The sequence below is a fragment of the Streptomyces sp. NPDC059679 genome (genome assembly GCF_042734105.1).
Lineage (GTDB): Bacteria > Actinomycetota > Actinomycetes > Streptomycetales > Streptomycetaceae > Streptomyces.
Genome location: NZ_JBHWES010000011.1, coordinates 16,495 through 38,895, shown reverse-complemented (window position 1 = coordinate 38,895; position 22,401 = coordinate 16,495). Strand labels below are relative to the sequence as shown.

Below are 22,401 nucleotides of genomic sequence, written 5' to 3'. Positions count from 1 at the left end.
GAGGGGGCGGAGCGAATGCTGGACCTAGTCGAAATCCTCGCGGGGATCGCGACGATCGCCGCCACGCTGACCACGTTCGCCTATACCGTCTATCGGGCCCTCGGACGGGGCAGGCGCGATCCCACCGGCGGCCCACTCGCCCCACGCGGCCATATCCCCCCGCTCGCCCCCGGCGCGTTCGTCAACCGTGACGAGGCGGTGTGCCAGCTCCGCGCCGCCGCCGGCCGGCCCCACACCCGGATGGTCGCCCTCGTCGGCGGTGGCGGGATCGGCAAAACAGCCCTTGCCATCCGGTTCGCGCGAGCTGCCGAAGGCGCCGTCCCGCAGCGCGGGCGGCTGCTCCGCCGCCTGGGCCGCAGGCCCTCGCCCGCCGTGTTCGAGAAGGTCGTCTGGGCGACGACCCGGCTTCGGCCGGTCGGCCTGGACTTCCTCGGCGATGTCATCCTGGCGATGGCCCCCAGCCATATCCCCCTGGCGCAGACACTCACCCGGCGCGTCGACCAACTGGTGGGGCTGCTGCGCGCCGAGCGCCATCTCCTGGTGATCGACAATGCCGAGACGGTGCTGGCCACGACCAGCGCGACCGACCGCGCGACCCACGAGGAATACCAGTACATCTTCCGGGCGATCGCGGAGTCCGAGCACCGCTCCGTCGTGCTCATCACCTCCCGGACCCCGATTCCGGTCCACCCACGGCTCTACGACAGCGGGCACTGCGTCGAGATCCCCCTGCACGAGATGAGCCCCGACGCCGCCCGGCGGCTGTTCGACATCCGGCTCGCCCAGCTGCACGAGGCCGGGCAGCAGCTGGACCCGCCGCCCGAAGGGGTCGGCCCTCCAGGCAATCCGCTGTTCGTGGAACTCGCCGCGCTGCAGTGCGTATCGAGGGACGACGGGCACACCACGCGCTTTCCGCCGTCCGGGACCGCCGACGACTTCCGGGACGTCGTCCAGTGGCATATGAAGCATCTGTCCGCGATGACCCGCCGGATCGCGCTGCAGGTGGCACTGGCCGTCGACGGCGTCAGCGGTGAGCGGGTCCGTGAACTCCTCGGCGGTGACGTCACCGAGGCCCGTGCGGCGCGTGCGGTCACCGATCTCCGGTTCACGCTGGGGCTGCGCCAGGGCGAGGACGGCCGGTACCACTTCCACCAGGTGGTGGCCGAGTTGCTGGGCCAGTGGCTGGTGTCCGCCTGCGCACGGGAGCTGCGGCGCGGGGAGTTCGACGTACTGCGCTGGGTCCTGCTGTGCTGTGCGTGGGATTCGCGCAACCAGCGTGACGCGACCCGCCGGCGAGTCGTCGTACCGCTGCTGGATCTGCTGGCCGAGGAGGGCGGTTCGGTGACCGCCCCGCTGGTCGCCGCGCTGGACCTGGCTCGGGGGCGCGGGCGGGGGCCCGAGCGGGGTGCAGCGGCGCACCACGGCCCCCACCTCGTCGGCCTGCTGGCGGCGCGGGGGCAGCGGCTCACCGGCCTGGACCTGTCCGCGATGACGTATCGCTTCGTCGACTTCACCGAGGTGGAGCTCCACCGCTGCGATCTGTCCGGCGCCCTGTTCGTCGACTGCCGCTTCGTGGTGCCCCACGGCGGCGTCCTCGATCTGACCTGGTCCGCGGACGACAGCCGCATCGTGGGCGTGGACGCGCTGGGCAACGCGCTGACCTGGCGGGCCACCGACTTCGCCGGTCCGGTGGCCAGGCGGGTGAGCCACAACTGGCTGCGGGCGGCGGGGACTTTGGCCGACGACCTCGCCGTCGTGGGCGGTGACGACAGCGAGCTGATCCTCATCGACACGGTGCGCGACACCGTGCTCGACCGGCGGCGGGCCGAGGGGATGTTCTGGATCCGCGCCATCGGCACCACCCCCGGTGGGCGGGCCCTGTTCGCCGGCGGTGAGGACGGTGCGGTGCGCCGCTGGTCGATCGCCGGCGGACGGCTCACTCTGGACGGCACCTGGCCGACGCGGGCGCGCAGCATCCGGGCGATCACGGCGATCGACGAGCATCAGGCGGTGGTCGCCTGCAGCAATGGCTCGTTCGCGGTGGTCGGCCCGGGGGCCGATGACATCCGCCATATCGAGGTCGGCGGCTCCGACCAGGCGCGCTGTGTCGGCGTCAACAGCTCCACCGGACTGGTGGCGGTAGCCTCCAACGACGTCCTGTGGATCGGCGACACATCGGGCAGCCGGGTGGCCGAGCGGTCGGCGAACGCGCCCATCCGCGCGCTGACCTGGACCGCCGACGGCATGGGCGTGCTGACCTCCGGCGAGGACGGAGTGATCTGGCACTGGCGGGTCACGGCGGACGACGAGCTGAGCGTCGCCGAGCCCACCGGGGTGGCCGTCCTGCGGGAGCGGGTCACCGCGATGCGCCTGGCACACGGCGGCAGCAAGCTCGCCACATCCTGCGAGGGGGAGAAGACGTATCTCGTCGACATCTCCACCGGAGAGGTCAACGCCCTGTCCAACGGCTCGACCCGGCGGACCTGGAGCATCGGTGCCGCGCCCGACGGCAGCCAGGTGGTCACCGCCGGCGAAGACCGGCTCGCCCGTGTTTGGCGGGTCACCAGGGGGTCGGCACGGCTCGCGGAAACCGGGTCGCTGCAGCACGGCGGCCGGGTCTGGCGGTCCTGTTTCAGCCTCTGCGGAAACCACATCGTGACCGCCAGCGACGACGGCGTGGTGCGCGTGTGGAACGCGGGCAACCTGCGGATCGAGGCGGAGCTGACCGGCCACACCGACTGGGTCCTCGAAGCGAGCACCTTGGTACGGGACGGCCGTGAGTACATCCTGAGCGGCAGCAATGACCGGCGCATCGGCGTATGGACCCTCGACGGCGACCATGTGACCTGGCACACCCACCACGAGGCGCGGGTGCTGAGGGTGCGGCGGTGGCGGGACGGCCTCGCGGTGTCCACCAGCAGCGACGAGACCGTGGTGGTGTTCGACCCGCTGGACCCGTCCCGGGAGGTCACCCGGATCAGCTGCCCCGGGCATCGGGCTTGGGGCCTGGACACCCACCCGGACGGCGAGGAATTCGCCACGACCGGCGACGACGGCCGGATCATCGTATGGGGGCGACGGGGCGACACCTTCGCACCCGAGGTGATCGACACCATGCCCGACATGGTGCTCGGCGCGTACTACTGCCAGGGCGGAAGCCTGCTCGTGGTCGGCAGCCTCATCGAGGACGGGATGCGCGCCTACCGCCGGGTCCCCGGCGGCGGATGGCAGCGGGTCACCGACCTGGACGGGGCTGACCGGATCCGTACGTTCTGCTCCATCGCGGACGGCTCGGTGCTGCTCGCGGCGGGTGCCGATGACGAGATCCGGGCATACTCCATCCCTGAGCTGCGCCACCTGGGCACGACGCCTCTGCCGGCCTTCTACGAGGGGTCGTCGTTCGCGGGGGCGCGGCAGCTGACCGCCGGTCAGCGGTCCGCCATCACCACGCTGGGGGCGGTCGGCGCCTCCAACTGACAGGGGAGGCAGCGGGTGCGATCTCACCGGGACTGGCGCATCGTCATACGGGACAGCCGCATCCACGGCCGCGGTGCGTACGCCACTGCGCCGATCGGCCGCGGGGAGATCGTCGCGGTGCGCTCGGGGTCGGTCGTCGGCTATGCCGAGGCCCGGCGGCGCGACGCCGCGTTCGGCGGCTACAGCATGCAGGTGGACGACGGCCTCCACCTGTGCCCGGACAGCGTCGACGAGGTCGACGACATCGCTGTGTACATCAACCACTCCTGCGAACCCAACGTGGGGATCCGGGGGCAGATCACCTTCGTGGCGCTGCGGGACATCGCCACCGGCGAGGAGCTGACCTTCGACTACGCGACGAATGTCGCCACGCCCTACCTCGTCGACTGCCGCTGCGGCAGCGCGTCGTGCCGGTCCACGGTGACGGGGGACGACTGGCGGCTGCCGGAGCTGCAGTCCCGTTACGCGGGCCACTTCGACGCGGTCATCTCCCGCTATCTGGCCGAGCAGGCTGTGCCCTCCGCGCCCGCCACGTCGCCCTCCGCGCCCGCTGTGCCGAGCGCTCCGCCGACGCCGTTCCCCCTCGAAGGCTGTGTCTTCGACCGCGTCGTCGCCGGTCTGGAAGGGGTACCCGCCTTCGACGCCTGGCGCGCCGGGGACATCGACCGGCGGACCTACGTCGATGAACTCCCCGCGATCCTGGAGTTACCGCAGTCGCTGCCGCTGACGGAGAACGAACGGGCGCTCAGCGCCCGGCTCAACTGGCGGGCCGGCGACTTCACCCAGGCCTGCCTGCGCCGACTGGTCGACGCGGGCGCGCTGCCCACCACCGCGTACGACTGGACCGCGCTCCGCCGCCATCTGCGGCTGCTCGCCGCCCACTGGGACCATGAGGGGCGTACAACGTTCATCTTCCCGGAGGAGGCGGCGCTGCTCTACGCGGTGGCGCAGATCCGCGCACCCCGGCGCATCGCCGTCCTCGGGTCCTACTACGGCTACTGGGCGTCGTTCGCCATCGCGGCGACGGCCGGGCGCGGCCATGGCGGCCAAGTCGTGCTCATCGACATCGACCCCGCCGTCTGTGAGCAGGCGGAGCGCAACCTGCGGCGGGTCGGACTGCGGAACAGCGTCGAGATCGTCTGCCAGGACGCGGTCGCCTATATGAAGGCCCACACGGGGGAGATGTTCGACCTGATGGTCCTCGACGCCGAAGGGCCCAAGTCGGGGCCCGATCCGCGGTATCTGGGGAAGGCCGTGTACGCACCGATTGCCGAGGCAGCGGTGAAGTGGCTGGCCCCGTCGGGCTGCCTGGTCGCCCACAACATCCTGCTGGACCGTCGCGTCGGCCACCCGTACTTCGACCGGCTCGTCCGCCACAATGAGGAGGAACTGGCCGAGTTTCTGGCGCTCATGGAGTCGGCCGACACCTCGCGGCTGCACATGGAGACGACCGAGGGCGTCGGAGTCTACTGGCGGTAGCCGTCTGTCGGCGGTGGCTCAAGGCCGCCGGGGGGACCGGCGGGAGCCGCCCGGCCCTCCTGCGGGGGTCGCGGTCATGTCCAGGAACCAGTCGCGGGCCGCCGCGGCCGCCTGGGCCAGCGTCCCCGGCTCCTCGAACAGATGGGTCGCGCCGGGCACCACGTGCACGGAGTGGGGCGCCGCCAGCATGGCCGCCGCCTGCTCATTGAGCCGCAGCACCTCGTGGTCCTCGCCGCCCACCACCAGCAGCACCGGAGCGCGGACCCGGGACAGCACCCCGCCCGCCAGATCGGGACGGCCGCCGCGCGAGACCACCGCCCGCACCCGCTCCGGCCGCTCCGCCGCGGCCACCAGCGCCGCCGCCGCGCCCGTGCTGGCGCCGAACAGCCCGACCGGCAGGGCGGCGGTCGCCGGATGCCCGCCGAGCCAGTCCACCGCCGCCACCAGGCGCCGGCCCAGCAGGGGGATGTCGAAGCGGTGCTCGGCGGTGATCGCGTCCACCCGCTCCTCGTCCATGGTCAGCAGGTCGAACAGCAGCGTTCCCAGGCGCGCCTGCTTCAGCACCTCGGCCACCGAGCGGTTGCGCGGGCTGTGCCGGGAACTGCCGCTGCCGTGGGCGAAGGCCACCACGCCGCGCGCCCCGTCGGGCACCACCAGATCGCCCACCAGCAGCGCGCCGTCCGCGGCGATACGGGCCGTCTCCGAGACCATCGGCCACCTCCTGCGCCGTCCGGGCGGGGCCCGGCGGGGTCAGGCATGGGCCAGCAGGCCCTGCCTCAATTCGCTGTAGAGCCGGGAGAGCCTACGGGATATGTGCATCTGCGAGAAGCCGAGGATCTCGCCGATCTGGCTCTGCGAGAGGCCGACGAAGAACCGCAGATACAGCACGTAGCGGTCCTGTTCCGAAAGGTGGGTGATCAGCGCCCGCAGCGCCTCCCGGTTGACGACCCGTTCGATCGCCGCGTCGTCCGCGCCCACCGTCTCCGCCAGCAGCCGCTCCTCGGCGCCCTGGACCGCGGCGTTGAGCGACAGCGGGGTGCAGGAGGCGCTGGCCTCCAGGCCCGCCTTCACATCTTCCTTGGGCATACCGGTGCGAGTGGAGATCTCGGTGATGGTGGGGGTGCGGCCGCCGAGTTCCTGTTCGAGGGCGTCGCGCGCCGAGCGGGTGCGGGAGCGGACTTCCTGGATGTTACGGGGCACATGTAGCGTCCACAGATAGTCGCGGAAGTGCCGCTTGAGCTCACCGGTGATGACCGGGATCGCATACGAGGGAAAAGCGTGGCCGAGATCGGGATCGTAGCGGTCGACCGCCTTCACCAGGGCGAGCGAGGCGACCTGGGTGAGGTCTTCCATGTTCTCGCCCTTATTGCGGAAACGCAGCGCCAGGCGTTTCGCCACGGGCAGCCACGCACAGATGATCGCCTCACGCAGGGCGTCGCGCTCCGGCCCCGACGGAAGCCGGGAAAGGCGAGCGAAGTCGCCGTCGGTGTCGGGAGTGTCGTCATGGCGCCGGTGGCGAGTCGCGGTTGCTGACATGGTCACTCGTCTCCGTGGTCCGATGTCACATCCTGCCCGCGGCACATAGATGCGCTAATGTCCCGCTGCGCTCGGTCTCCCTCTGGCTCTGGTTGATCGAATTCAGGGTCGCCACCAGATTCGCACGGTCCCGAATACCTCGCAATTCGGCCGAATTGCCCCTGTTCCGTCCCCCGTGCGGGGGAACCCGAACGGGTCGGGCTGCTTCGGCCCGGTCGCCGGGGGTACCCGGACGGGATGGATGTCACCCTTCGCCTCGCCCAGCGGCCCGAGGCCGATGAACTGCTCGGGCGCAGCCCGCTGGCCGCGCTGACCGGCATGCTGCTCGATCAGCAGGTGCCCATGGAGTGGGCCTTCTCCGGCCCGTACACCATCGCGCAGCGCATGGGCGGCGACGACCTGGACGCGCAGGAGATCGCCGCCTGCGACCCGGAGCGGTTCGTCGAGGTGCTGTCTGCCAAGCCCGCGGTGCACCGTTACCCCGGGGCCATGGCCAAGCGGGTGCAGCAGCTGTGCCAGTACCTGGTCGACAACTACGACGGCGACGCCGCCGCTCTGTGGCGGGACGTCGCCACCGGCAAGGAACTGCTCGACCGGCTGAACGCGCTGCCCGGCTTCGGCAAGCAGAAGTCGCAGATCTTCCTGGCGCTGCTCGGCAAGCAGTACGGCGTACGGCCGGAGGGGTGGCGCGAGGCGGCGGGCGCTTACGGCGAGGAGGGCTCGTACCGCTCGGTCGCCGACATCACGGGGCCCGAGTCGCTGGACAAGGTCCGCGCCTTCAAGCAGGAGGCCAAGCGGGCCGCCAAAGTGGCGGCGCCCAAGCGAACCAAGCCCTAGCGGGTAGTCATGGCCGGGCCGGGCGTGCCGTAGGCCGCGCTGGGGCGCGCCTGGCGGGTGAGCGGCCCGGGGGCGGGGGAGGGGTCCGGGACCGGATCGGGGCCCGGCGGCTGGGGCACCGGGTGCGGCGGCGGACCCGGCATCGGACCGGGCGGTGGGCTCGGGGGCGGGCTGGGCGGCGGACTGGGCACGGGATCCGGCGACGGGTCGGGCGGCGGCCCGGGGGTCGGCCCCGGTTCGGGGCCAGGCCCGGGACCCGGCTCCGGCCCGCCCGGGCCGGGCGACGGGGTCGGCGACGGCGGCGCGGGGTCGCGGTCGTGGTCGTCGGCGGAGAGGTGCCGGGGATCGGCCTGCCGGTACACGGTGACCTCCAGAATTTCTACGACGGTCACTCATCCATCGCGACGCGAGTGCCCCGCCGTCCCCCGGCCATGCCTCCTGGGCCCTCCCCACCGAAATGCCGGGAAATTCAGCGGCGGGCGGAGAACGGCCTCACTAGCATCGGCGTGCCATGCGACGCTTCCCTGATCCGGAATCCGGAACGCCAGATCATCGCTCACCCACATCCTATCTGTTATGGCTTGCCCGTAATCTCCGCCATTCCATTTTCCTGGGCGTTTTGTGCGGAATTATCTGTGTGCTGGCCCAGGCACTCGTACCGGCCGTGATCGGCGCCGCCATCGACACCGGGATCATCGACCGGGACCGGCGGACGCTGCTGCTGTGGGGCGGCGCGGTGCTGGGGCTCGGTGTGGTGCAGGCCACCACCGGCATTCTGCGCGACCGCTGCACCCTCACCACCCGGCTCGGCGCCTCGTACCGCACCATGCAGCTCATCACCCGCCAGACCGCCACGCTCGGCGCCACCCTGCCGGGGCGCGTGGCCAAGGGCGAGATCGTCAACGCCGGTGTGGCGGACATCGACCGGATCGGCGAGGCGCTGGCCGGCACCGCCCGTGGCAGCGGCGCGGTCGTGGCCATCGCCGCCATCGCCGCGATCATGCTGGATGCCTCCTGGCGGCTCGGCGTCGTGGTGCTGGCCGGTGTGCCGCTCATGGTCTGGGCGGTCGCGCTGCTGATCCGCCCGCTGCACCGGCGTCAGGAGCGGCTGCGCGAGCACCAGGCCGAACTGACCGGCCGGGCCGTCGACATCGTCAGCGGTCTGCGCGTACTGCGCGGCATCGGCGGCGAGGAGGTCTTCGCCGAGCGCTACCGCGCCGACTCCCAGCGGCTGCGCGGCGCGGGGGTGGCGCTCGCCCGTGTCGATGCCCTGTTCGGCGCCGCCAAGGTGCTGCTCCCGTCCCTGTTGACCTGCGTCGTCGTCTGGCTGGGGGCGCTCTATGTGGCCGACGGCCGGATCGGCGCCGGTCAGCTCATCGCGTTCTACGGCTACGCCGTCTACCTGGGCGATCCGCTGCGCCGGCTCACTGACGCCGCCGGGCAGCTGACCCGGGGCCATGTCGCCGCCCGCCGCGTCACCGACTTTCTCGCGCTCACGCGCGAACTCTCCTCCGGCACCGGTTTGCCACGGCCGCACACCGCTGGGAGGGACCACCTGCCCAGTCGGGGTGGCCCCCTGGCCGACCCCGACTCCGGGCTGGCCGTGGCAGCGGGCCGGTTCACCGCCGTGGCCTGCGCCTCCCCGGCCGACGCCGCCACCCTCGCCGACCGGCTGGGCCGCTACACGGACTCAGCCGTCACCTGGCAGGAGGCGCCGCTCGCCGATCTGCCGCTGGAGGAGGTGCGGCGGCGCATCCTCGTCGCCACCAACGACGACCTGCTCTTCGCCGGTCCGCTGGGCGACGAACTGGACCCGCCCAGGCCCCGCCCCGGCTCCCGCGAGCTGCTGGAACGGGCGCTGGACACCGCCTCGGCGCGCGACATCGTCGAGGCGCTGCCGGACGGTCTGAACACCGTGATCGCCGCGTCCGGGCGCGACCTCTCCGGCGGCCAGCAGCAGCGGCTGCGGCTGGTACGGGCCCTGATGGCCGACCCGGAGGTGCTGGTCCTGGTCGAGCCCACCAGCGCGGTCGACGCCCACACCGAGGCCCGCGTAGCCCGCGGGCTCGGCGCCCACCGCGCGGGCCGCACCACCGTCGTGTTCACCACCAGCCCGATCCTGCTCGACCGGGCGGACCACGTCGTCCACGTCGAGAGCGCGAAGGCCGTCGCGCAGGGCACACACGCCGAACTCCTCGACGACCCCCGCTACCGGGCTGTGGTCGCCCGAGAGGAAGACGCGCTATGAGCACCCCGTTGCCCGTCGCCTCTGCGAAGGAGGTCCGCGGCCATGTCCGCCGGCTGGCCCGGCGTCACCCGCGTGAGCTGGCCGCCGCCCTGACGCTGTACGGCCTGGCCGCCGTCTGCGGCCTGGTGGGCCCCTGGCTGCTGGGCGGTCTGGTCGAGGACGCCGGGCGCGGCGCCGCCGACATCCCCCGTACCGCGCTGCTGATCTGCGCGTTCATCGTGGCCCAGGCGCTGCTGACGCACGCCGCCGGATACGCCTCGGCCAGGCTGGGCGAGCAGGTCCTGGCCGAGCTGCGCGAGCGGTTCGTCGACGATGTGCTGACGCTGCCGCTCGCCACCGTCGAACGGGCGGGCTCGGGCGATCTGGTCACCCGCACCACCCGCGATGTGGACGTGCTGGCGCGCGTGGTGCGCGGCGCCGTGCCCGCCGCCGTCACCGCGCTGGTCACGATCCTCGTCACCCTCGGGGCCATGGCCGTGGTCGGCCCGCTGCTCGCCTTCCCCTGTCTGATCGCCGTTCCCGTCCTGTGGGCCGCCTCCCGGTGGTTCTTCGGCCGCGCCCGCGATGCCTTCCTGGCCCAGAGCGCCACGTACTCCCAGCTCACCGAGGGCCTGACGGAGACCGTCGAGGGGGCACGTACGGTCGAGGCGCTGCGTATCGCCGAGCGCCGCACCGCCCGCACGGACCAGGACATCGCCGGGTCCTACGCCGCCGAGCGGCACACGGTGGGGCTGCTCACGGTCTTCCTGCCGATCATCGACACCGCGTATGCGCTGCCGGTGGCCGCCACGCTGGTCATCGGCGGGTTCTTCGCCATCGACGGCCAGGTCTCGCTGGCGTCGGTCACCGCGGCCACGCTCTACGTCCAGCAGCTGCTGGGGCCGGTCGACACCTTGCTGTACTCGCTGGGCGATCTGCAGACCGGCTCCGCCTCACTGGCGCGGCTGCTGGGGGTCGGCCACGGGGCCGGCGCCACGGGAGCCGCGCCCGGCGGGAGCGGGCGGAGCCGGGCGGCCCGAGGGGATCTCAAGGGGCGCCGGGCGCTTGAGGTCAGCGGGGTGAGTTACGCCTACCGCGACGGCCGGAACGTATTGCGCGGCATCGATCTGAGGATCGAGCGCGGGGAGCGGCTGGCCGTCGTCGGCCCGTCGGGCGCGGGCAAGTCGACCCTCGGCCGGCTGCTCGCCGGGATCCACTCGCCGCGCACCGGCGCGGTCACCGTCGGGGGCGTGGCGCTGACGGATCTCTCACCCGCCGAACTGCGCGGCGAGGTCGCCCTGGTCACCCAGGAGACGTATGTCTTCCGTGGCACGGTGCGCGACAACCTGCTCATCGCCCGGCCCGGGGCGGACGACGCCGAACTGGAGCGGGCGCTGCGGGCGGTCGGCGCCTGGGAGTGGGCCGCGCTGACGGGGCTCGACGCCCGGGTGGGGGCCGGTGGCGCGGCGCTGCCGCCCGACCGCGCGCAGCAACTCTCCCTGGCCCGGCTGATCCTCGCCGATCCGCACACACTCGTGCTGGACGAGGCCACCTCGCTGCTCGATCCGCGCGCGGCCCGGGACACCGAACGGTCGCTCGCCGCGGTCCTCGAAGGGCGCACCGTCGTGGCCATCGCCCACCGGCTGCACACCGCGCATGACGCGGACCGGGTGGCGGTGATGGAGGACGGGCGGATCACCGAACTCGGGCCGCACGAGGAGCTGGTGCGGCGCGGCGGTGCGTACGCCGCGCTCTGGGCGTCCTGGCACGGCCGCACCTGACCAGCCCGGCCGCGCCGGGTGGGGGTAACGTCAGGGAACCCCACCCCGTGCTCGGGGCAGGGGGTCGGTGTGCGTCTGCTTACGGATTCACTGCGGTGGCGGGCACTCCCAGTGTGGTGGCAGCCCAGTTCACGAGAAGACGCCATCGAGAACGGAGTGAAGACCACCACCCGCCGGCGGCTTCACGTACCGGGCCATGCGGGCCCTGCTCATGTCCGCCCGGATCTCCGGGCGCAAGGAGCACAGGGGGGCGATCAAGGGGAAGGCGGTCTGCCCCGCGATCATCTCCGCGGAGAAGAGCGACGCCCTGCGAGCGCTGCTGTCCAGCGCCCTGAGGCATTCGAGGAGGAGTTCGGTGCGCGGGACGCCGTCGCCTTTCATTGCCGGGTGTGCGGACTCTCCCTGTCGACATCCGAGGAACTCCCAGCGGCTGCTATGGACAAGGGCACATCACTGGTGGATCAGGGTGGCTCCCGGGTTCTTACCGATCCCGAGGAAGTAATCCTGCACTTCAACGTAAACGAACCAAGGCGGCCGTTTTTGGGGGAATTGACTTCATCAATCTTCTATCGGCCGAAGAGAACCGCGACGCTCGGAGGCGTGACCTCAATCTGGTCGCACATGTAGTACAGATGCGGCTACCGTCGTCGCATGGACGCATACCTCTCCTTCGAGAGCTTCTATGAGGGCGCCAAGACGGCCGCGCACCGAGCCATGGACGACCATGGGCGGGGCGAGTACGACGAGTTCGCCCTCCACGCCGGAGTTGCGATCGAACGCCTGGCCAAGGCGGTGCTGGTCTCGAAAAACCCGATCTACATCGCCGAGATGCGAGGTAGCGCGGAGATGCTCTTCCACCTTGGCGGGAACCGGACAGCGAGCAAGGTGCGGACCATCGGGGCTGCCGAAGCTATCAGCCGACTACGAACGCTCCAGATCCTCCCACCCGACGGGCAACTGGATCTCCTGATCGACTTGCGAAACGGGGTGGCCCACTCGGCAGGTACCGAACAGGGAAAGTCCCTGCTTGCCGCCCTGGCAAAGGTCGTGCATGCCCTGCATGACGGACTGGGCAAACCTGTCATGCCTTTCTGGGATAGGTGGAACGGTGCAGTTCAAATTGCCGTCGATCATCAGCGTGATCAAACGGAACGCGATGTACAGGTCCGCATTCGTCAGGCACGACATCGATTCGAAGACCGTTTCAAGGGACTCCCGGATGACGTTCTGGAGGGAGTGCAATCTCCTCTGAGGAAGCGTCGCAGCGAATGGTTTCCCGGTGGAATTCACAAGGAAACCGGCAGGCCCGGACCGCCTATGGGTTGGTTTCCTTGCCCCGCCTGCACCAACAAGGCGTTGATCGTGCTGGCGACCCCGAACGGAGATGACCCTAACGACAATGAACTCTTTGGGTGCTTCCTTTGCGGGCTCCGACTCGTAGGATCCGACGAGTTCAAGGCTGCCAAGCTCGTCCTACCGGAGGCTCCCGTCTTCTGATCGATGCGCCCACTGGCCCCGGCGCTCTGCCAGGGCTTGCTCATGTCTGAACGGCGCCGGGTTTCCTGCGCACCCTCCCCGCAAGGAGGTCCTTCACGGTCCCTGATCTGCTGACAGTCCTCGCCGCAGTCCAGGAGGCGAGCAGCAGCCCCGGCATGGGCAAGCTGATCGGTGGCTTCGCGCAATACAACATCGTCGGCTGCACAGCAAAGGACGTCATGGGCTCCGGCGATGTCGCCTCGTGCGAGGCGTGGCAGAAGAAGCGGGTCCTCACTGGCACGGCGGCCACCTGGCTGCCGGGGAAGACGACCTGGGGTGTTCTTCGCGTTCCCAAGAGCTGATCAGCCGTGTCGCTGACGGGATACGCAAGCGCCCCCGGCCTCCCTCGCGGAGGTTGAGGGCGCCTTTCGCGTTCTCTGGTAGGAATCCCCCGTGGATGCAGGAGTGGCAGCCGTCGTGGGTGCGGCCATCGGTGGTGGGCTGGCGGGCCTTACGGCGATCGGAACGAGCCTGTTCGGACTCGGAACGGCTCGACTCCAACTCGCCGCTCAGGAGAAGGAATCAGCTCGCCAACGGCGCTTCGAGAGTCTCCAGGAGCGGCGCGGCCCCCGCTCACAGGCGTACGCCGAGTTCATCGCGGCAGGCCAGGAACTGGTGGACGCGCTCTACGGTCAAAAGCATGACTTCCTGCGGCAGTTCGAGACCCTTCAGAGCAACATCCGCAAACGCCGTTCCACCGTGGCCATCGCAGGACCGGAAGCCGTCGTGATCGCGGCAGGAGAGTTTGCCGATGAGGTCCGGACCTTCAGGAACGAACTCGCGCACGGAGACATGAGAAGCCACCCCTTCAACCAGAGGCGCAGGCTCGAACGTCGGCTGGACGCCTTTGCCAAGGCGGCACGAACTGCGTTGGAGGACGAGGGCCACCCTCCCGAAGGCCCTAGTCCAACGGCAGCTCCGCGAGCATGACGGCATACACCGGAGAGTCTGGGAATGGCTGGCGCTCCCCCACCCTCCGAAACCCCCAGGTCTCGTACAGAGCCTGCACCCGAGCGTGTTCGGTGTCGGCAAGCAGGACCACGAGGTCCTCGTCCCGCTCCTCCATAAGTGCGCGGGTCAGCCGCTCGGCCAGCCCCTTCTTGCGCCACTTCGTACGGACAGCCATCTCGGAGAAAGAGAACGTACGACACTTCTCCGGGGTCGGGTCTAGATGCTCACGCCACCATTCACGACCGGGGTTGGCCGGGGCGCCGTAGGCGAAGCCCACGGCCTCGTCACTATTGAACGCGATCATGCAGGAGAACTCCGGGTGGCCACCCCAGCGGTCCACAAACCAGGGGAAGCGCTGGTTGAACTCGAAGTCCATCGCGTCCGCGTAGGCGTCGGCATGCACGTCGATCAGCGTCTGGCGTATCTCTGGAAGGTCCTCGTGGGTGAAGGAACGGACGTCCAGATCGACGGTGCTCAAGTTCGGCTCCATTCGGTTCGGTAGCGGTCTCCCCACTCTTGGGCGACGCTCGCGTCCGGCGCAAGAGTGATCAAGTCGCGGTAGTAGTCGCCGAGGAGAGAACGCAGCCGGCCGGGGATCGGATGTCCGACCATTAACTCGAAGACCGTGGAGGCGGTGGCGCACGCCTGATCGACATCCCGCTGGTGGAGCTGGGCTAGAGCGAGCCGCGTCGTGGCCAGAGCTAGGTTCCTGCGGAACTGCTTGGGGATGTTGGCCAGGGCCCGGTGAGATGCGGCCTCAGCCTCCGCCGGATCGCCGATCCGGTCCCGGACGATGGCGGTGATGGCGGTCAACTCGGCGGGTCCGTAGAAGGCCACCCAGCTCGGCCGGTGCTCGGCGAAGGACGCCTTGCCCAGCGCCTCATGGGCGTATCCGAGGGACCGTAAGGCGGCCTGACGGTCGCCGAGGTTCGAGTGCCCGATGGCCGTACGGGCATGCGCAAGGGAGGCGAACAACGGGTCGCGGCGCGTAATCGTGGTGTACTGGGCGGCTAGGCCCGAGTCGACGGCCTCGACATGCTCCCCGCGCTGGTGGGCCAGCATCGCGTAGGAGTTCCAGACCCTCAGCTCGGCGATGGGGTCGTTAGCCATCCCGGCGAGGTAGAGCGCCTTGCCCAGGAGAGCTTGGGCCCGATCGGCCTGTCGGGCATCCAGAGCACTCCAGGCGGCCGTTGCGGTGTAGTCGGCGGCAACGCTGAACAGCCGCAGCCGGATGCGCTGGGAAGCCCCCTGCTTCTGTTTCTCCAGGGCCTCGGCGGCACCAGCGAGTGCCGCGCGCTCCAGACCATCGTGGCCTCCCCTGCTGTCATCCAGGGCCATCAGGGCGTCCAAGCCCGAGCGGAGCCGGATCACGTCAGAGGTGCCCACGTGGTGCTGCGCGATGAGAGGGACGGCGACCGCGGCCGTCGTACCAGTGCTGGCGGTCAGGAAATTCCTGCGCCTCACGGGTACCTCCGGTTCTGTGGTGGGGCATCTCTGGACGGGTGGGACGAAGCCTAGTTCTTCGGCACTACATCCGAATACTGCCTCTAACGCTGCCCTCTGCCGAGGGTGCGGCCAGCGAGTTTTCCGGTCAGCCAGTTGCGGACCGTCCGGTCGCTCACTGTGCCTTCGTATCCGTTGCGGATCAGGCGAGTGTTCACCGCGTCGGCCAACTCGGCCTGGGTGAGTCCGCTCTCCCGTATGGCGCTGATTAGGCTCTCGTTTCCCCTCCATGTACCCAGAGCAGTCATTTAGGTCCACTCCGTGAGTGGAGTCGCCGAGAAATTTCCGATTGGGCGGTTTGCGTACCCGAGCGATATTTCCTGCCCAGGCGCGGCGAGCCGTCGTTCACTCGGACAAGGCCGCTCACTTCGCACTCACTGAGGTTCTGATGACTGTGACCGCTACGCCTCGCCCAACAGGGCGCCCCGGATACTCCCAGACCATGCGCCGCGTCCCAGAGAGCGCGGAAGCCGCCCGCAAGCTGGTACGCGCCGCACTGGCCGCCTGGGGCCAGGAGGACTTGATCGACGACGCCGCACTGGTGATCAGCGAGTTGGTCTCCAACGCTGTCAACCACGCTCGCTTGGAGTCGATCCGGGTCGTCGTTACCCGACCGTCCGAGAATTTCATCCGTCTCGGTGTCGTGGACCGGTCCCGCTCCGTACCCCTCATGCGGACGGACTCCAACGGAGACAACACCCGCGGCCGGGGGCTGCTGCTGGTCGAAGCTCTCACGGATTAGTGGGGAACGGACCTGTACCGCTGGGGCAAGCAGGTCTGGGGCGAGATGAAGTGCGAGCCGGCTCAGTGAAAACCTGCAGCCACACCGTCCGGTGGAGAAGGCTGGCGGGAAACGGCGGAGGCACGCAGGCGCCGGCGGCGGAGCGCCCCCGACACCCCGCCCGGATCACTCCGCGTCGACGAGAACGACCTCGACCCCGGCCGCCCGCAGCGCCCGCACCTCGTCCGGGTCGGCCGCGCGGTCCGTCACCAGCGTCCACCCCGGCGGCAGCTGGACCCAGGTGTGGAAGGGGCGGCGGCCGATCTTCGCCGAGTGGGCCAGTACGTAGACGGCGTCGGCCCGGCGGGCCATCAGCTCCTTGAGGCGGGTCTGCCGCAGGTCCGCCTCGCACAGGCCGTCGTGGGCCGTCACGCCGTCGGCGCCGAGGAAGACCCGGTCGAAGGTCATCCGCTCCAACGCGGCCTCGGCGAGCGGCCCGACGAAGCTCTGGCTCAGCGGGCGCAGCGTGCCGCCGAGGCACTCCACCCGTACGCCGTCCACGTCGGACAGCTCCTGCAGCGCGGTGAGCCCGGTGGTCGCCACCGTCAGATCCTGGGCGGCGCGCAGCTCATGGGCCAGGGCGCCGACGGTCGAGCCCGCGTCGAGCAGGACCGTCTCGCCCGTACGGATCCGCTCCGCCGCCCACCGGGCGATGGCCCGCTTGGCCTCGAACGCCTCGCCGGTGCGCTGGCGCAGCGACGCCTCGGGGTGCGCCACCAGGGCCATCGCCCCGCCGTACGTGCGGGCGAGCCGACCGGCGGCGGTCAGCTGGGCGAGGTCGCGGCGGATGGTGGAGGCGGTGACCCCGAAGGTGCGGGACAGCTCCTCCACACTCGCCAGACCCGTGGTGGTGGCGAGGTGGACGATCTGGTCGCGGCGGCCCCGGGCTCCCTGGGCTGGCATCGTCAACTCGTCACTCGTCCTTCTGGTCTTGCGTCACCGGCTGGTCTCGCTTCACCGGGCTGTCTCGCGTCACCGGGCGGTCTCGCTTCACCGGGCGGGGGCCGAGGACATCTCGGCCGCCTGCCGCAGGGCCTCGATCATGCTACCGGCGTCCGCCTTTCCGGTACCGGCGATGTCGAAAGCGGTGCCGTGGTCGACGGAGGTGCGGATGACGGGCAGCCCGACGGTCAGGTTGACCCCGGCCTCCAGGCCGAGCACCTTGACCGGGCCGTGGCCCTGGTCGTGGTACATCGCCACGATCAGGTCGTAGTCGCCGCGGCCGGCCAGGAAGAAGGCGGTGTCGGCGGGGAGCGGGCCGCGGGCGTCGATGCCGTCGGCGCGCAGCACCTCCAGCGCGGGGACGATCTTCTCCTCTTCCTCGCCGTACCCGAACAGCCCGTTCTCGCCCGCGTGCGGGTTGATACCGCAGACGCCGATGACGGGGTTCGGGGTGCCGGCGCGGACCATCGCCTCGTGGCCGCGGCGTACGGTGCGCTCGACGAGGCCGGGTTCGATCCGGTTGACCGCGTCGATCAGGCCGATGTGCGTGGTGACATGGATGACCTTCACGGTCGGGGTGGCCAGCATCATGGACACCTCGTCGACTCCGGTGAGATGGGCGAGGAGTTCGGTGTGGCCGGGGAAGACATGGCCGCCGGCGTGCAGGGCTTCCTTGTTCAGCGGTGCGGTGCAGATGCCCTGCACCGCACCGCTCATGGCCAGTTCGGCGGCCACCGCTATGTACTGGTAGGCGGCGTCCCCGGCCACCGCGGACAGCTGCCCCCAGGGCAGGTCGGCGGGGAGCAGGTCCAGGTCGATCACATTGATCCGTCCCGGGGTGAACTCGGCCTCCCCGGGCCCGGAGACGGGGGCGATCTCGCAGTCGAGGCCCCGCAGCCGGGCGGCCTGGCGCAGCCGCGCCGCGTCCCCGATGGCCACAGGGCGGCAGCGCCGCAGCGTGTCCTGGTCGAGCAGGGCGGGGACGACCACCTCCGGCCCGATGCCCGCGCCGTCGCCCATGGTGACCGCGATGAGGGGGAGCGGGCCGTAGGCGGGGGAGGCGGGGTTGGGGGATGGGTTCATGGACGGAACCTTCCGTTGAGTCGGGTGGGGGCGCAGCGCGTGGACGATCTGCCGCAGGGAGTCGGCGTCGCCGAAGCTGCCCGGGCGGGTCACGACGGATCGCCCGTCGGGGGTACGCAGGTGTACGGCGCCGTGGTGCACCTGGCCGACGGGGTGGAGCTCGGTGACGCCGAGCGCGTCCAGCACCCGCCGGGCGGTCTCCCCGCCGGTCAGGACGAGGTCGACGGGCCCGTCGTGGCGGGCGAGCGCGGCGGCGACGGTGCGGGCGAGGCCGTGCACCAGGCGCCGGGGCGAGAGGTCCGCCGGGGCCGGGCCGGGCGCGGGGGTGATGACGGTGACCGCGTCGTCGTGGAGCGGCGGTGGGGCTGTCGGCGCGGCCGAGTCGTCCGCGCACAGGGCTTCGAGGGGGAGGCGCAGGACGGTGGCGCCGTCGCCGGCCAGCCGCCGGATCTGCTCGGCGGCCGAGGGTTCGGCGGTGCCGACCACGACCAGCAGTGGCCGGGGCTCGGCCGCCTCGCGCTCCTGTTCCGCGCGAGCCTGCGGGACGGTGGCTTCCCGGGCCTCCGAGACCGTCGCCGCGGGCCCGGCGAGTGCGTGTTGGACCGTGCCGGGCAGGGCTTCGATACGGACCGGCCGCCCCGGGCCGGCCGCCGCGCGCGGGCCCGTCGCGACCGACGTGGCCGGGGGCGGCGCGGCGGGCTCGGCGTCGGTCTCGGGCTCGCCGTCGGGCTCCCCGCCCGCCAGATGGCGGCCGAGGGCGGCAGCCAGGCCGCCGGAGCCGACCAGCCGGGTGCCCGGCCCGCCCGTCCCGCCGGACCCGTCGGCCAGCACGGCCTCGACGATCGCGTCCAGGTCGGCGTCGGTCTCCGCGTCGCAGATGGCCACCCGCCCCTCGGCCAGGGCGGCCCGCAGCGCGGTCAGCAGGGTGCGCCGGGAGCCCCGTACGGCCGCGAGCGGGACGAGCGCGGTGCGGGCCGGGCCGAGGGCGGCGGCCACCGAGCTCGGCGGGGCCACCGGCTCGGCGCGCCAGGCGTCGCTGTGGTGCAGCGGGGTGGTGCCGAGGTGGACGACGCCCGCGCGCACCGCACGCCCGGCGGCGGGCAGTGCGGGTGCGACGACCACGCTCGCGCCGTCCGCGGCGAGGGCGGCCACCTCGGCGGCCACATTGCCGCGCAGCAGCGAGTCGATCTTCTTCAGTACGAGGGTGTCGCCCGGGGGCGGCAGGGCCAGCGCGGCGCGGACCGCCTCGGCCGCCGCGGCGGCGGGCAGATGGCGCGAGTCGAGGTCCAGCACGGTCGCCTCGCCCGGGTGGCGCGGGGCGGCCGAGCCCCCAACGAGCACCACCCGACTGCGCGTTGTGCGCGATTCAAGCCCGGCGGCCGTCTCGGCCGCGCCGGACAGGTCGTCCGCGACGGCGAGCAGCCGCCTGCTGGGCGTCGGTTCCACCGGTACCTCCTCGAACGACCAGGGACAGCGAGGGACAGCGCAGAAGAACGGCGCGGAACCGCGGGGACGGCGCAAGGCGGCGGCACGCGCCGCCCCGACGGTCTCGATGATGACACACCCTGCGCGAAGTGTGCGAGGGGTATTGCGTGAAACGCGCATCCGTGCCACGGTGACGCCGCGACACTAAGACCGTCCGGCAGGAGAGGCCCGCGACGCCGCGGGTCCCACCGCCGGACGGTCTACGATCCGCCCGGCGGCGATCCGGGCGGATCGAGCGAGCCGGTCGCTCCCCTGAAATGCCGAGAGGTCGACGATGACCCGTATCTCATCCGGTCCGCACCCCAGCCGGCGGACCGTGCTGCGCCTGGGCGCGAGTGCCACAGCCGGCCTCGCCCTCGGCCCCCTGGCCGGGTGCGCGGGGCCCACCGGTGCCCCCGGCCCCGGCACCATCAGCCTGGGGCTGAACCGCTCCCTGGTCAGCCTCGACAACAAGCTCAACCAGTTCGACGCGGCGGTCACGGTGCAGCGCGCCGTCCGCCAGGGTCTCACCCGGATCGGCAAGGGCCTGAACACCGAGCTGGTGCTCGCCGACCGCTTCGAGATGACCGAGCCCACCCGCTGGACGGTCCGGCTGCGCGCCGGAGTGCGGTACTCCGACGGCACCCCGGTCACGGTCAAGGACGTGGCCACCGCCCTGAAGATGTACGCGGGCGTCAACGGGTCCTTTCTGATCGGCCTGTTCCCCGAGCTGCCCACCGTCGAGCCGGTGGACGAGCGCACCTTCTATCTGCGCACCGAGCACCCGGTGCCGATCCTCGACCAGCTGATGGCCAACATCCTGATCAGCCCGGCCGCCAAGAACCGCCCCGAGGAGCTGTCCGGCGGGGTGGGCTCGGGCCCGTACGTCGTCACCTCGGCGAACTCCGGCACCGGCGAATACTCCCTGGCCGCCAACCGCAACTACTGGGGACGGCGCCCCGCCACCGAGAAGGTGCGGGTGCGCTTCGTCCCCGAGGAGTCCAGCCGCGTCGTCGCGGTGCGCAGCGGTGAGCTTGACGTGATCGACACCATCACCCCCGACTCCGCGGAGCAGCTGCGCGGTCTGCCCGGCGTGCGGCTCGACCGCACCTCGGGCACCCGGGTCAACCAGCTGTTCTTCAACTTCCGCAAACCCCGGGGGCACCCGCTGGCCGACCCCCGGGTGCGCGAGGCGCTCAGCTACGCCATCGACGGCGAGGCCCTGGTGCGCGATGTGCTCACCGGCTCCGCCCAGCAGGCCGAGGGCGTGGTCCCGCTGGCCCTGCGGGGCGCGGTGCGCACCGGGTCGTACGTCTACGACCCCGGCAAGGCCCGCAGGCGGCTGGCCGCACTGGGCGCCGGCGACCTCAAGGTGAAGATCATCTGGGAGTCGGGCGAGTTCCCCGCGGACACCTCGGTGATGGAGGCCGTACTGGAGATGTTGCGTGCCGTCGGCGTCCGCGCCTCCCTCCAGCAGTTCCAGCCCGGTGGCGACATCCTGCAGTGGCGGCAGGGCCGCCGCGGCGACTGGGACGTCCTCGGCAACGGCTACTCCGTCCCCACCGGCTACGCCAGCACCAGCCTCCAGGGCATGTACGGAGGCACCCCGGCGAAGGAGAAGACCCGGGACACCTACCAGGGCTATGTCTTCCCCGAGATCGCGGCCCGGCTGGCCGACGCCTCCTCCGAGAGCGACGAGAAGACCCGGAACAAGAAGCTCGCCGACGTCCAGAAGACGATCTGGGACACCCGACCCTGCCTGTGGGCCTTCATCCCCAATGTGGTGCTGGCCCGCCGCACCCGCGTACACGACGTGCGGCTCCTGCAGGTCAACTCCTACGACCTCGCCGCCGTGCGCCTGGAGGGCTGAGCCGTGATCCGCTATCTGCTCCGCCGCCTCGGCCAGAGCGTCCTGACCATCTTCCTCACCCTCTCCACCGTCTTCGTGCTGGTGCGCATGGCCCCCGGCGACCCCGCCGCGGCCCTGGCCGGCCCCAACCCGACCAGCGCGGACCTGGCGCGGATCCGCGAACAGTTCGGCCTCGACGACAGCCTGCTGACGCAGTACTGGGTCTTCCTGCGCGATCTGTTCACCGGCGACCTGGGGACCAGCTACTCCTTCCACGCCCCCGCCTTCGACGTGGTGCTCGACCGCGTCCCGTACACCATCACCCTCTCCGCCGCCGCGATCGCGCTCACCACGCTCGTCGCCGTACCGCTCGGCGTATGGATGGCCCGCCGCGCCGACACCAAGCGCGAACTGGGCGCCAACGTCCTCACCATCGCCGGACAGTCCATGCCGGACTTCTGGATCGGCGTGATGCTGCTGACCGTCTTCGCCGTGCTGGTGCCGGTGCTCCCCGCCTCCGGGTTCACCACCTGGGGCGGTCTGGTCCTGCCGACCGTCACCGTGGCGATCCTCCAGATGGCGCTGATCTCCCGGCTGGTCCGCCGTGAGATGGTGGCCGCCCTCGCCTCTTCGTACATCACCGTCGCCCGCTCCCGCGGTGTCTCGGAGCGCGCGCTGACCTGGCGTTACGCCCTGGGCAACTCCGCCATCCCGGTGCTGACCGCGCTCGGCACCCGGTTCGCCGCGATGCTCAACGGCGTGGTGGTGGTCGAGGTGGTCTTCGGCTGGCCCGGTGTCGGCTCCCTGGTCGTCCGCGCCCTGGAGACCCGCGACTACCCGCTCATCCAGGCCACCGTCCTGGTCACCGCCGCCCTGGCGGTCTTCGTCCAACTCCTCATCGACCTGGCCTACCCGCTGCTCGACCCGCGGGTACGCCTGGGAAAGGCGGCCTGAG

General features: G+C 71.2%; 19 protein-coding genes. 11 read left to right on the top strand and 8 right to left on the bottom strand.

All coding sequences use genetic code 11. From position 1 onward, the window contains the following. Positions 1-15: 15 nt before the first annotated feature. Positions 16-3,477: a hypothetical protein gene (locus tag ACFV2X_RS14970; protein ID WP_385616137.1), complete on the top strand. Its 3,462-nt coding sequence runs from the start codon at positions 16-18 to the stop codon at positions 3,475-3,477. Positions 3,478-3,492: 15 nt separating this feature from the next. Further along, the gene (locus ACFV2X_RS14965; RefSeq protein ID WP_385616133.1) at positions 3,493-4,956 is read left to right on the top strand and encodes an SET domain-containing protein-lysine N-methyltransferase; all 1,464 of its coding nucleotides are present in this window, start codon (positions 3,493-3,495) and stop codon (positions 4,954-4,956) included. A gap of 18 nt (positions 4,957-4,974) precedes the next feature. Here ACFV2X_RS14965 and ACFV2X_RS14960 read toward each other — a convergent pair whose 3' ends face one another. Together ACFV2X_RS14960 and ACFV2X_RS14955 are read right to left on the bottom strand one after the other, a co-directional pair. After that, positions 4,975-5,667 carry a dienelactone hydrolase family protein gene (locus tag ACFV2X_RS14960; protein ID WP_385616130.1) on the bottom strand — a complete coding sequence of 231 codons (693 nt, stop codon included), beginning with the start codon at positions 5,665-5,667 and terminating at the stop codon, positions 4,975-4,977. 39 nt (positions 5,668-5,706) lie between these two features. Further along, the gene (locus tag ACFV2X_RS14955) at positions 5,707-6,492 is read right to left on the bottom strand and encodes a SigB/SigF/SigG family RNA polymerase sigma factor (protein WP_089508149.1); all 786 of its coding nucleotides are present in this window, start codon (positions 6,490-6,492) and stop codon (positions 5,707-5,709) included. 237 nt (positions 6,493-6,729) lie between these two features. On the opposite strand from ACFV2X_RS14955, the gene ACFV2X_RS14950 reads away from it, so the two are divergent. Continuing rightward, positions 6,730-7,329, top strand: a complete 600-nt coding sequence (locus ACFV2X_RS14950; RefSeq protein ID WP_385616127.1) for an HhH-GPD-type base excision DNA repair protein — start codon at positions 6,730-6,732, stop codon at positions 7,327-7,329. Here ACFV2X_RS14950 and ACFV2X_RS14945 read toward each other — a convergent pair. Then, the gene (locus ACFV2X_RS14945) at positions 7,326-7,721 is read right to left on the bottom strand and encodes a hypothetical protein (protein ID WP_385616125.1); all 396 of its coding nucleotides are present in this window, start codon (positions 7,719-7,721) and stop codon (positions 7,326-7,328) included. The two genes, ACFV2X_RS14950 and ACFV2X_RS14945, sit on opposite strands and share 4 nt — an antisense overlap. Positions 7,722-7,966: 245 nt before the next feature. Between ACFV2X_RS14945 and ACFV2X_RS14940 the strand changes: the two genes are divergently transcribed. Then, positions 7,967-9,577 (top strand): ABC transporter ATP-binding protein, encoded by a 1,611-nt coding sequence (locus ACFV2X_RS14940; protein WP_385616122.1) that lies wholly within the window; start codon positions 7,967-7,969, stop codon positions 9,575-9,577. Continuing rightward, positions 9,574-11,337 carry an ABC transporter ATP-binding protein gene (locus ACFV2X_RS14935; RefSeq protein ID WP_385616119.1) on the top strand — a complete coding sequence of 588 codons (1,764 nt, stop codon included), beginning with the start codon at positions 9,574-9,576 and terminating at the stop codon, positions 11,335-11,337. Before ACFV2X_RS14940 ends, ACFV2X_RS14935 begins: the two co-directional genes overlap by 4 nt. Positions 11,338-11,466: 129 nt before the next feature. Here ACFV2X_RS14935 and ACFV2X_RS14930 read toward each other — a convergent pair whose 3' ends face one another. Further along, positions 11,467-11,718, bottom strand: coding sequence for a hypothetical protein (locus tag ACFV2X_RS14930; RefSeq protein ID WP_385616116.1), 252 nt, complete (start codon positions 11,716-11,718; stop codon positions 11,467-11,469). 270 nt (positions 11,719-11,988) lie between these two features. Here ACFV2X_RS14930 and ACFV2X_RS14925 point away from each other — a divergent pair, with 270 nt between their 5' ends. From ACFV2X_RS14925 to ACFV2X_RS14915, 3 genes are all read left to right on the top strand, one after another. After that, the gene (locus tag ACFV2X_RS14925; RefSeq protein WP_385616113.1) at positions 11,989-12,834 is read left to right on the top strand and encodes a hypothetical protein; all 846 of its coding nucleotides are present in this window, start codon (positions 11,989-11,991) and stop codon (positions 12,832-12,834) included. 155 nt (positions 12,835-12,989) lie between these two features. Continuing rightward, positions 12,990-13,175 (top strand): hypothetical protein, encoded by a 186-nt coding sequence (locus ACFV2X_RS14920; RefSeq protein WP_385616111.1) that lies wholly within the window; start codon positions 12,990-12,992, stop codon positions 13,173-13,175. A 115-nt stretch (positions 13,176-13,290) separates the two neighbouring features. Then, positions 13,291-13,803: a hypothetical protein gene (locus ACFV2X_RS14915; RefSeq protein WP_385616108.1), complete on the top strand. Its 513-nt coding sequence runs from the start codon at positions 13,291-13,293 to the stop codon at positions 13,801-13,803. On the opposite strand, the gene ACFV2X_RS14910 is transcribed toward ACFV2X_RS14915, so the two are convergent. Both ACFV2X_RS14910 and ACFV2X_RS14905 read right to left on the bottom strand, forming a co-directional pair. Further along, positions 13,775-14,314: a GNAT family N-acetyltransferase gene (locus tag ACFV2X_RS14910; RefSeq protein WP_385616105.1), complete on the bottom strand. Its 540-nt coding sequence runs from the start codon at positions 14,312-14,314 to the stop codon at positions 13,775-13,777. The genes ACFV2X_RS14915 and ACFV2X_RS14910 overlap by 29 nt on opposite strands. Continuing rightward, positions 14,299-15,288, bottom strand: a complete 990-nt coding sequence (locus ACFV2X_RS14905) for a hypothetical protein (RefSeq protein ID WP_385616102.1) — start codon at positions 15,286-15,288, stop codon at positions 14,299-14,301. Before ACFV2X_RS14905 ends, ACFV2X_RS14910 begins: the two co-directional genes overlap by 16 nt. Positions 15,289-15,769: 481 nt before the next feature. Between ACFV2X_RS14905 and ACFV2X_RS14900 the strand changes: the two genes are divergently transcribed. Beyond that, positions 15,770-16,069: an ATP-binding protein gene (locus ACFV2X_RS14900; RefSeq protein ID WP_385616099.1), complete on the top strand. Its 300-nt coding sequence runs from the start codon at positions 15,770-15,772 to the stop codon at positions 16,067-16,069. Positions 16,070-16,234: 165 nt separating this feature from the next. On the opposite strand, the gene ACFV2X_RS14895 is transcribed toward ACFV2X_RS14900, so the two are convergent. Both ACFV2X_RS14895 and pdxA read right to left on the bottom strand, forming a co-directional pair. Next, positions 16,235-17,011, bottom strand: coding sequence for a DeoR/GlpR family DNA-binding transcription regulator (locus ACFV2X_RS14895; protein ID WP_385616096.1), 777 nt, complete (start codon positions 17,009-17,011; stop codon positions 16,235-16,237). An 87-nt stretch (positions 17,012-17,098) separates the two neighbouring features. Further along, a complete protein-coding gene (gene pdxA / locus ACFV2X_RS14890; RefSeq protein ID WP_385616093.1) occupies positions 17,099-19,579 on the bottom strand; it encodes a 4-hydroxythreonine-4-phosphate dehydrogenase PdxA in 2,481 nt (826 codons plus the stop codon). A 313-nt stretch (positions 19,580-19,892) separates the two neighbouring features. Here pdxA and ACFV2X_RS14885 point away from each other — a divergent pair, with 313 nt between their 5' ends. Together ACFV2X_RS14885 and ACFV2X_RS14880 are read left to right on the top strand one after the other, a co-directional pair. Beyond that, positions 19,893-21,467, top strand: a complete 1,575-nt coding sequence (locus ACFV2X_RS14885; protein ID WP_385616090.1) for an ABC transporter substrate-binding protein — start codon at positions 19,893-19,895, stop codon at positions 21,465-21,467. A 3-nt stretch (positions 21,468-21,470) separates the two neighbouring features. Next, positions 21,471-22,400: an ABC transporter permease gene (locus ACFV2X_RS14880; RefSeq protein ID WP_385616087.1), complete on the top strand. Its 930-nt coding sequence runs from the start codon at positions 21,471-21,473 to the stop codon at positions 22,398-22,400. Position 22,401 lies beyond the last annotated feature (1 nt).

Coding starts and splice junctions, on each gene's coding strand:
- ACFV2X_RS14925 (WP_385616113.1), top strand. CDS start 11,989: ATGGACGCATACCTCTCCTTCGAGAGCTTCTATGAGGGCGCCAAGACG.
- ACFV2X_RS14910 (WP_385616105.1), bottom strand. CDS start 14,314: ATGGAGCCGAACTTGAGCACCGTCGATCTGGACGTCCGTTCCTTCACC.
- ACFV2X_RS14930 (WP_385616116.1), bottom strand. CDS start 11,718: ATGAAAGGCGACGGCGTCCCGCGCACCGAACTCCTCCTCGAATGCCTC.
- ACFV2X_RS14960 (WP_385616130.1), bottom strand. CDS start 5,667: ATGGTCTCGGAGACGGCCCGTATCGCCGCGGACGGCGCGCTGCTGGTG.
- ACFV2X_RS14950 (WP_385616127.1), top strand. CDS start 6,730: ATGGATGTCACCCTTCGCCTCGCCCAGCGGCCCGAGGCCGATGAACTG.
- ACFV2X_RS14920 (WP_385616111.1), top strand. CDS start 12,990: ATGGGCAAGCTGATCGGTGGCTTCGCGCAATACAACATCGTCGGCTGC.
- ACFV2X_RS14935 (WP_385616119.1), top strand. CDS start 9,574: ATGAGCACCCCGTTGCCCGTCGCCTCTGCGAAGGAGGTCCGCGGCCAT.
- ACFV2X_RS14885 (WP_385616090.1), top strand. CDS start 19,893: ATGACCCGTATCTCATCCGGTCCGCACCCCAGCCGGCGGACCGTGCTG.
- ACFV2X_RS14955 (WP_089508149.1), bottom strand. CDS start 6,492: ATGTCAGCAACCGCGACTCGCCACCGGCGCCATGACGACACTCCCGAC.
- ACFV2X_RS14900 (WP_385616099.1), top strand. CDS start 15,770: ATGCGCCGCGTCCCAGAGAGCGCGGAAGCCGCCCGCAAGCTGGTACGC.
- ACFV2X_RS14895 (WP_385616096.1), bottom strand. CDS start 17,011: ATGCCAGCCCAGGGAGCCCGGGGCCGCCGCGACCAGATCGTCCACCTC.
- ACFV2X_RS14970 (WP_385616137.1), top strand. CDS start 16: ATGCTGGACCTAGTCGAAATCCTCGCGGGGATCGCGACGATCGCCGCC.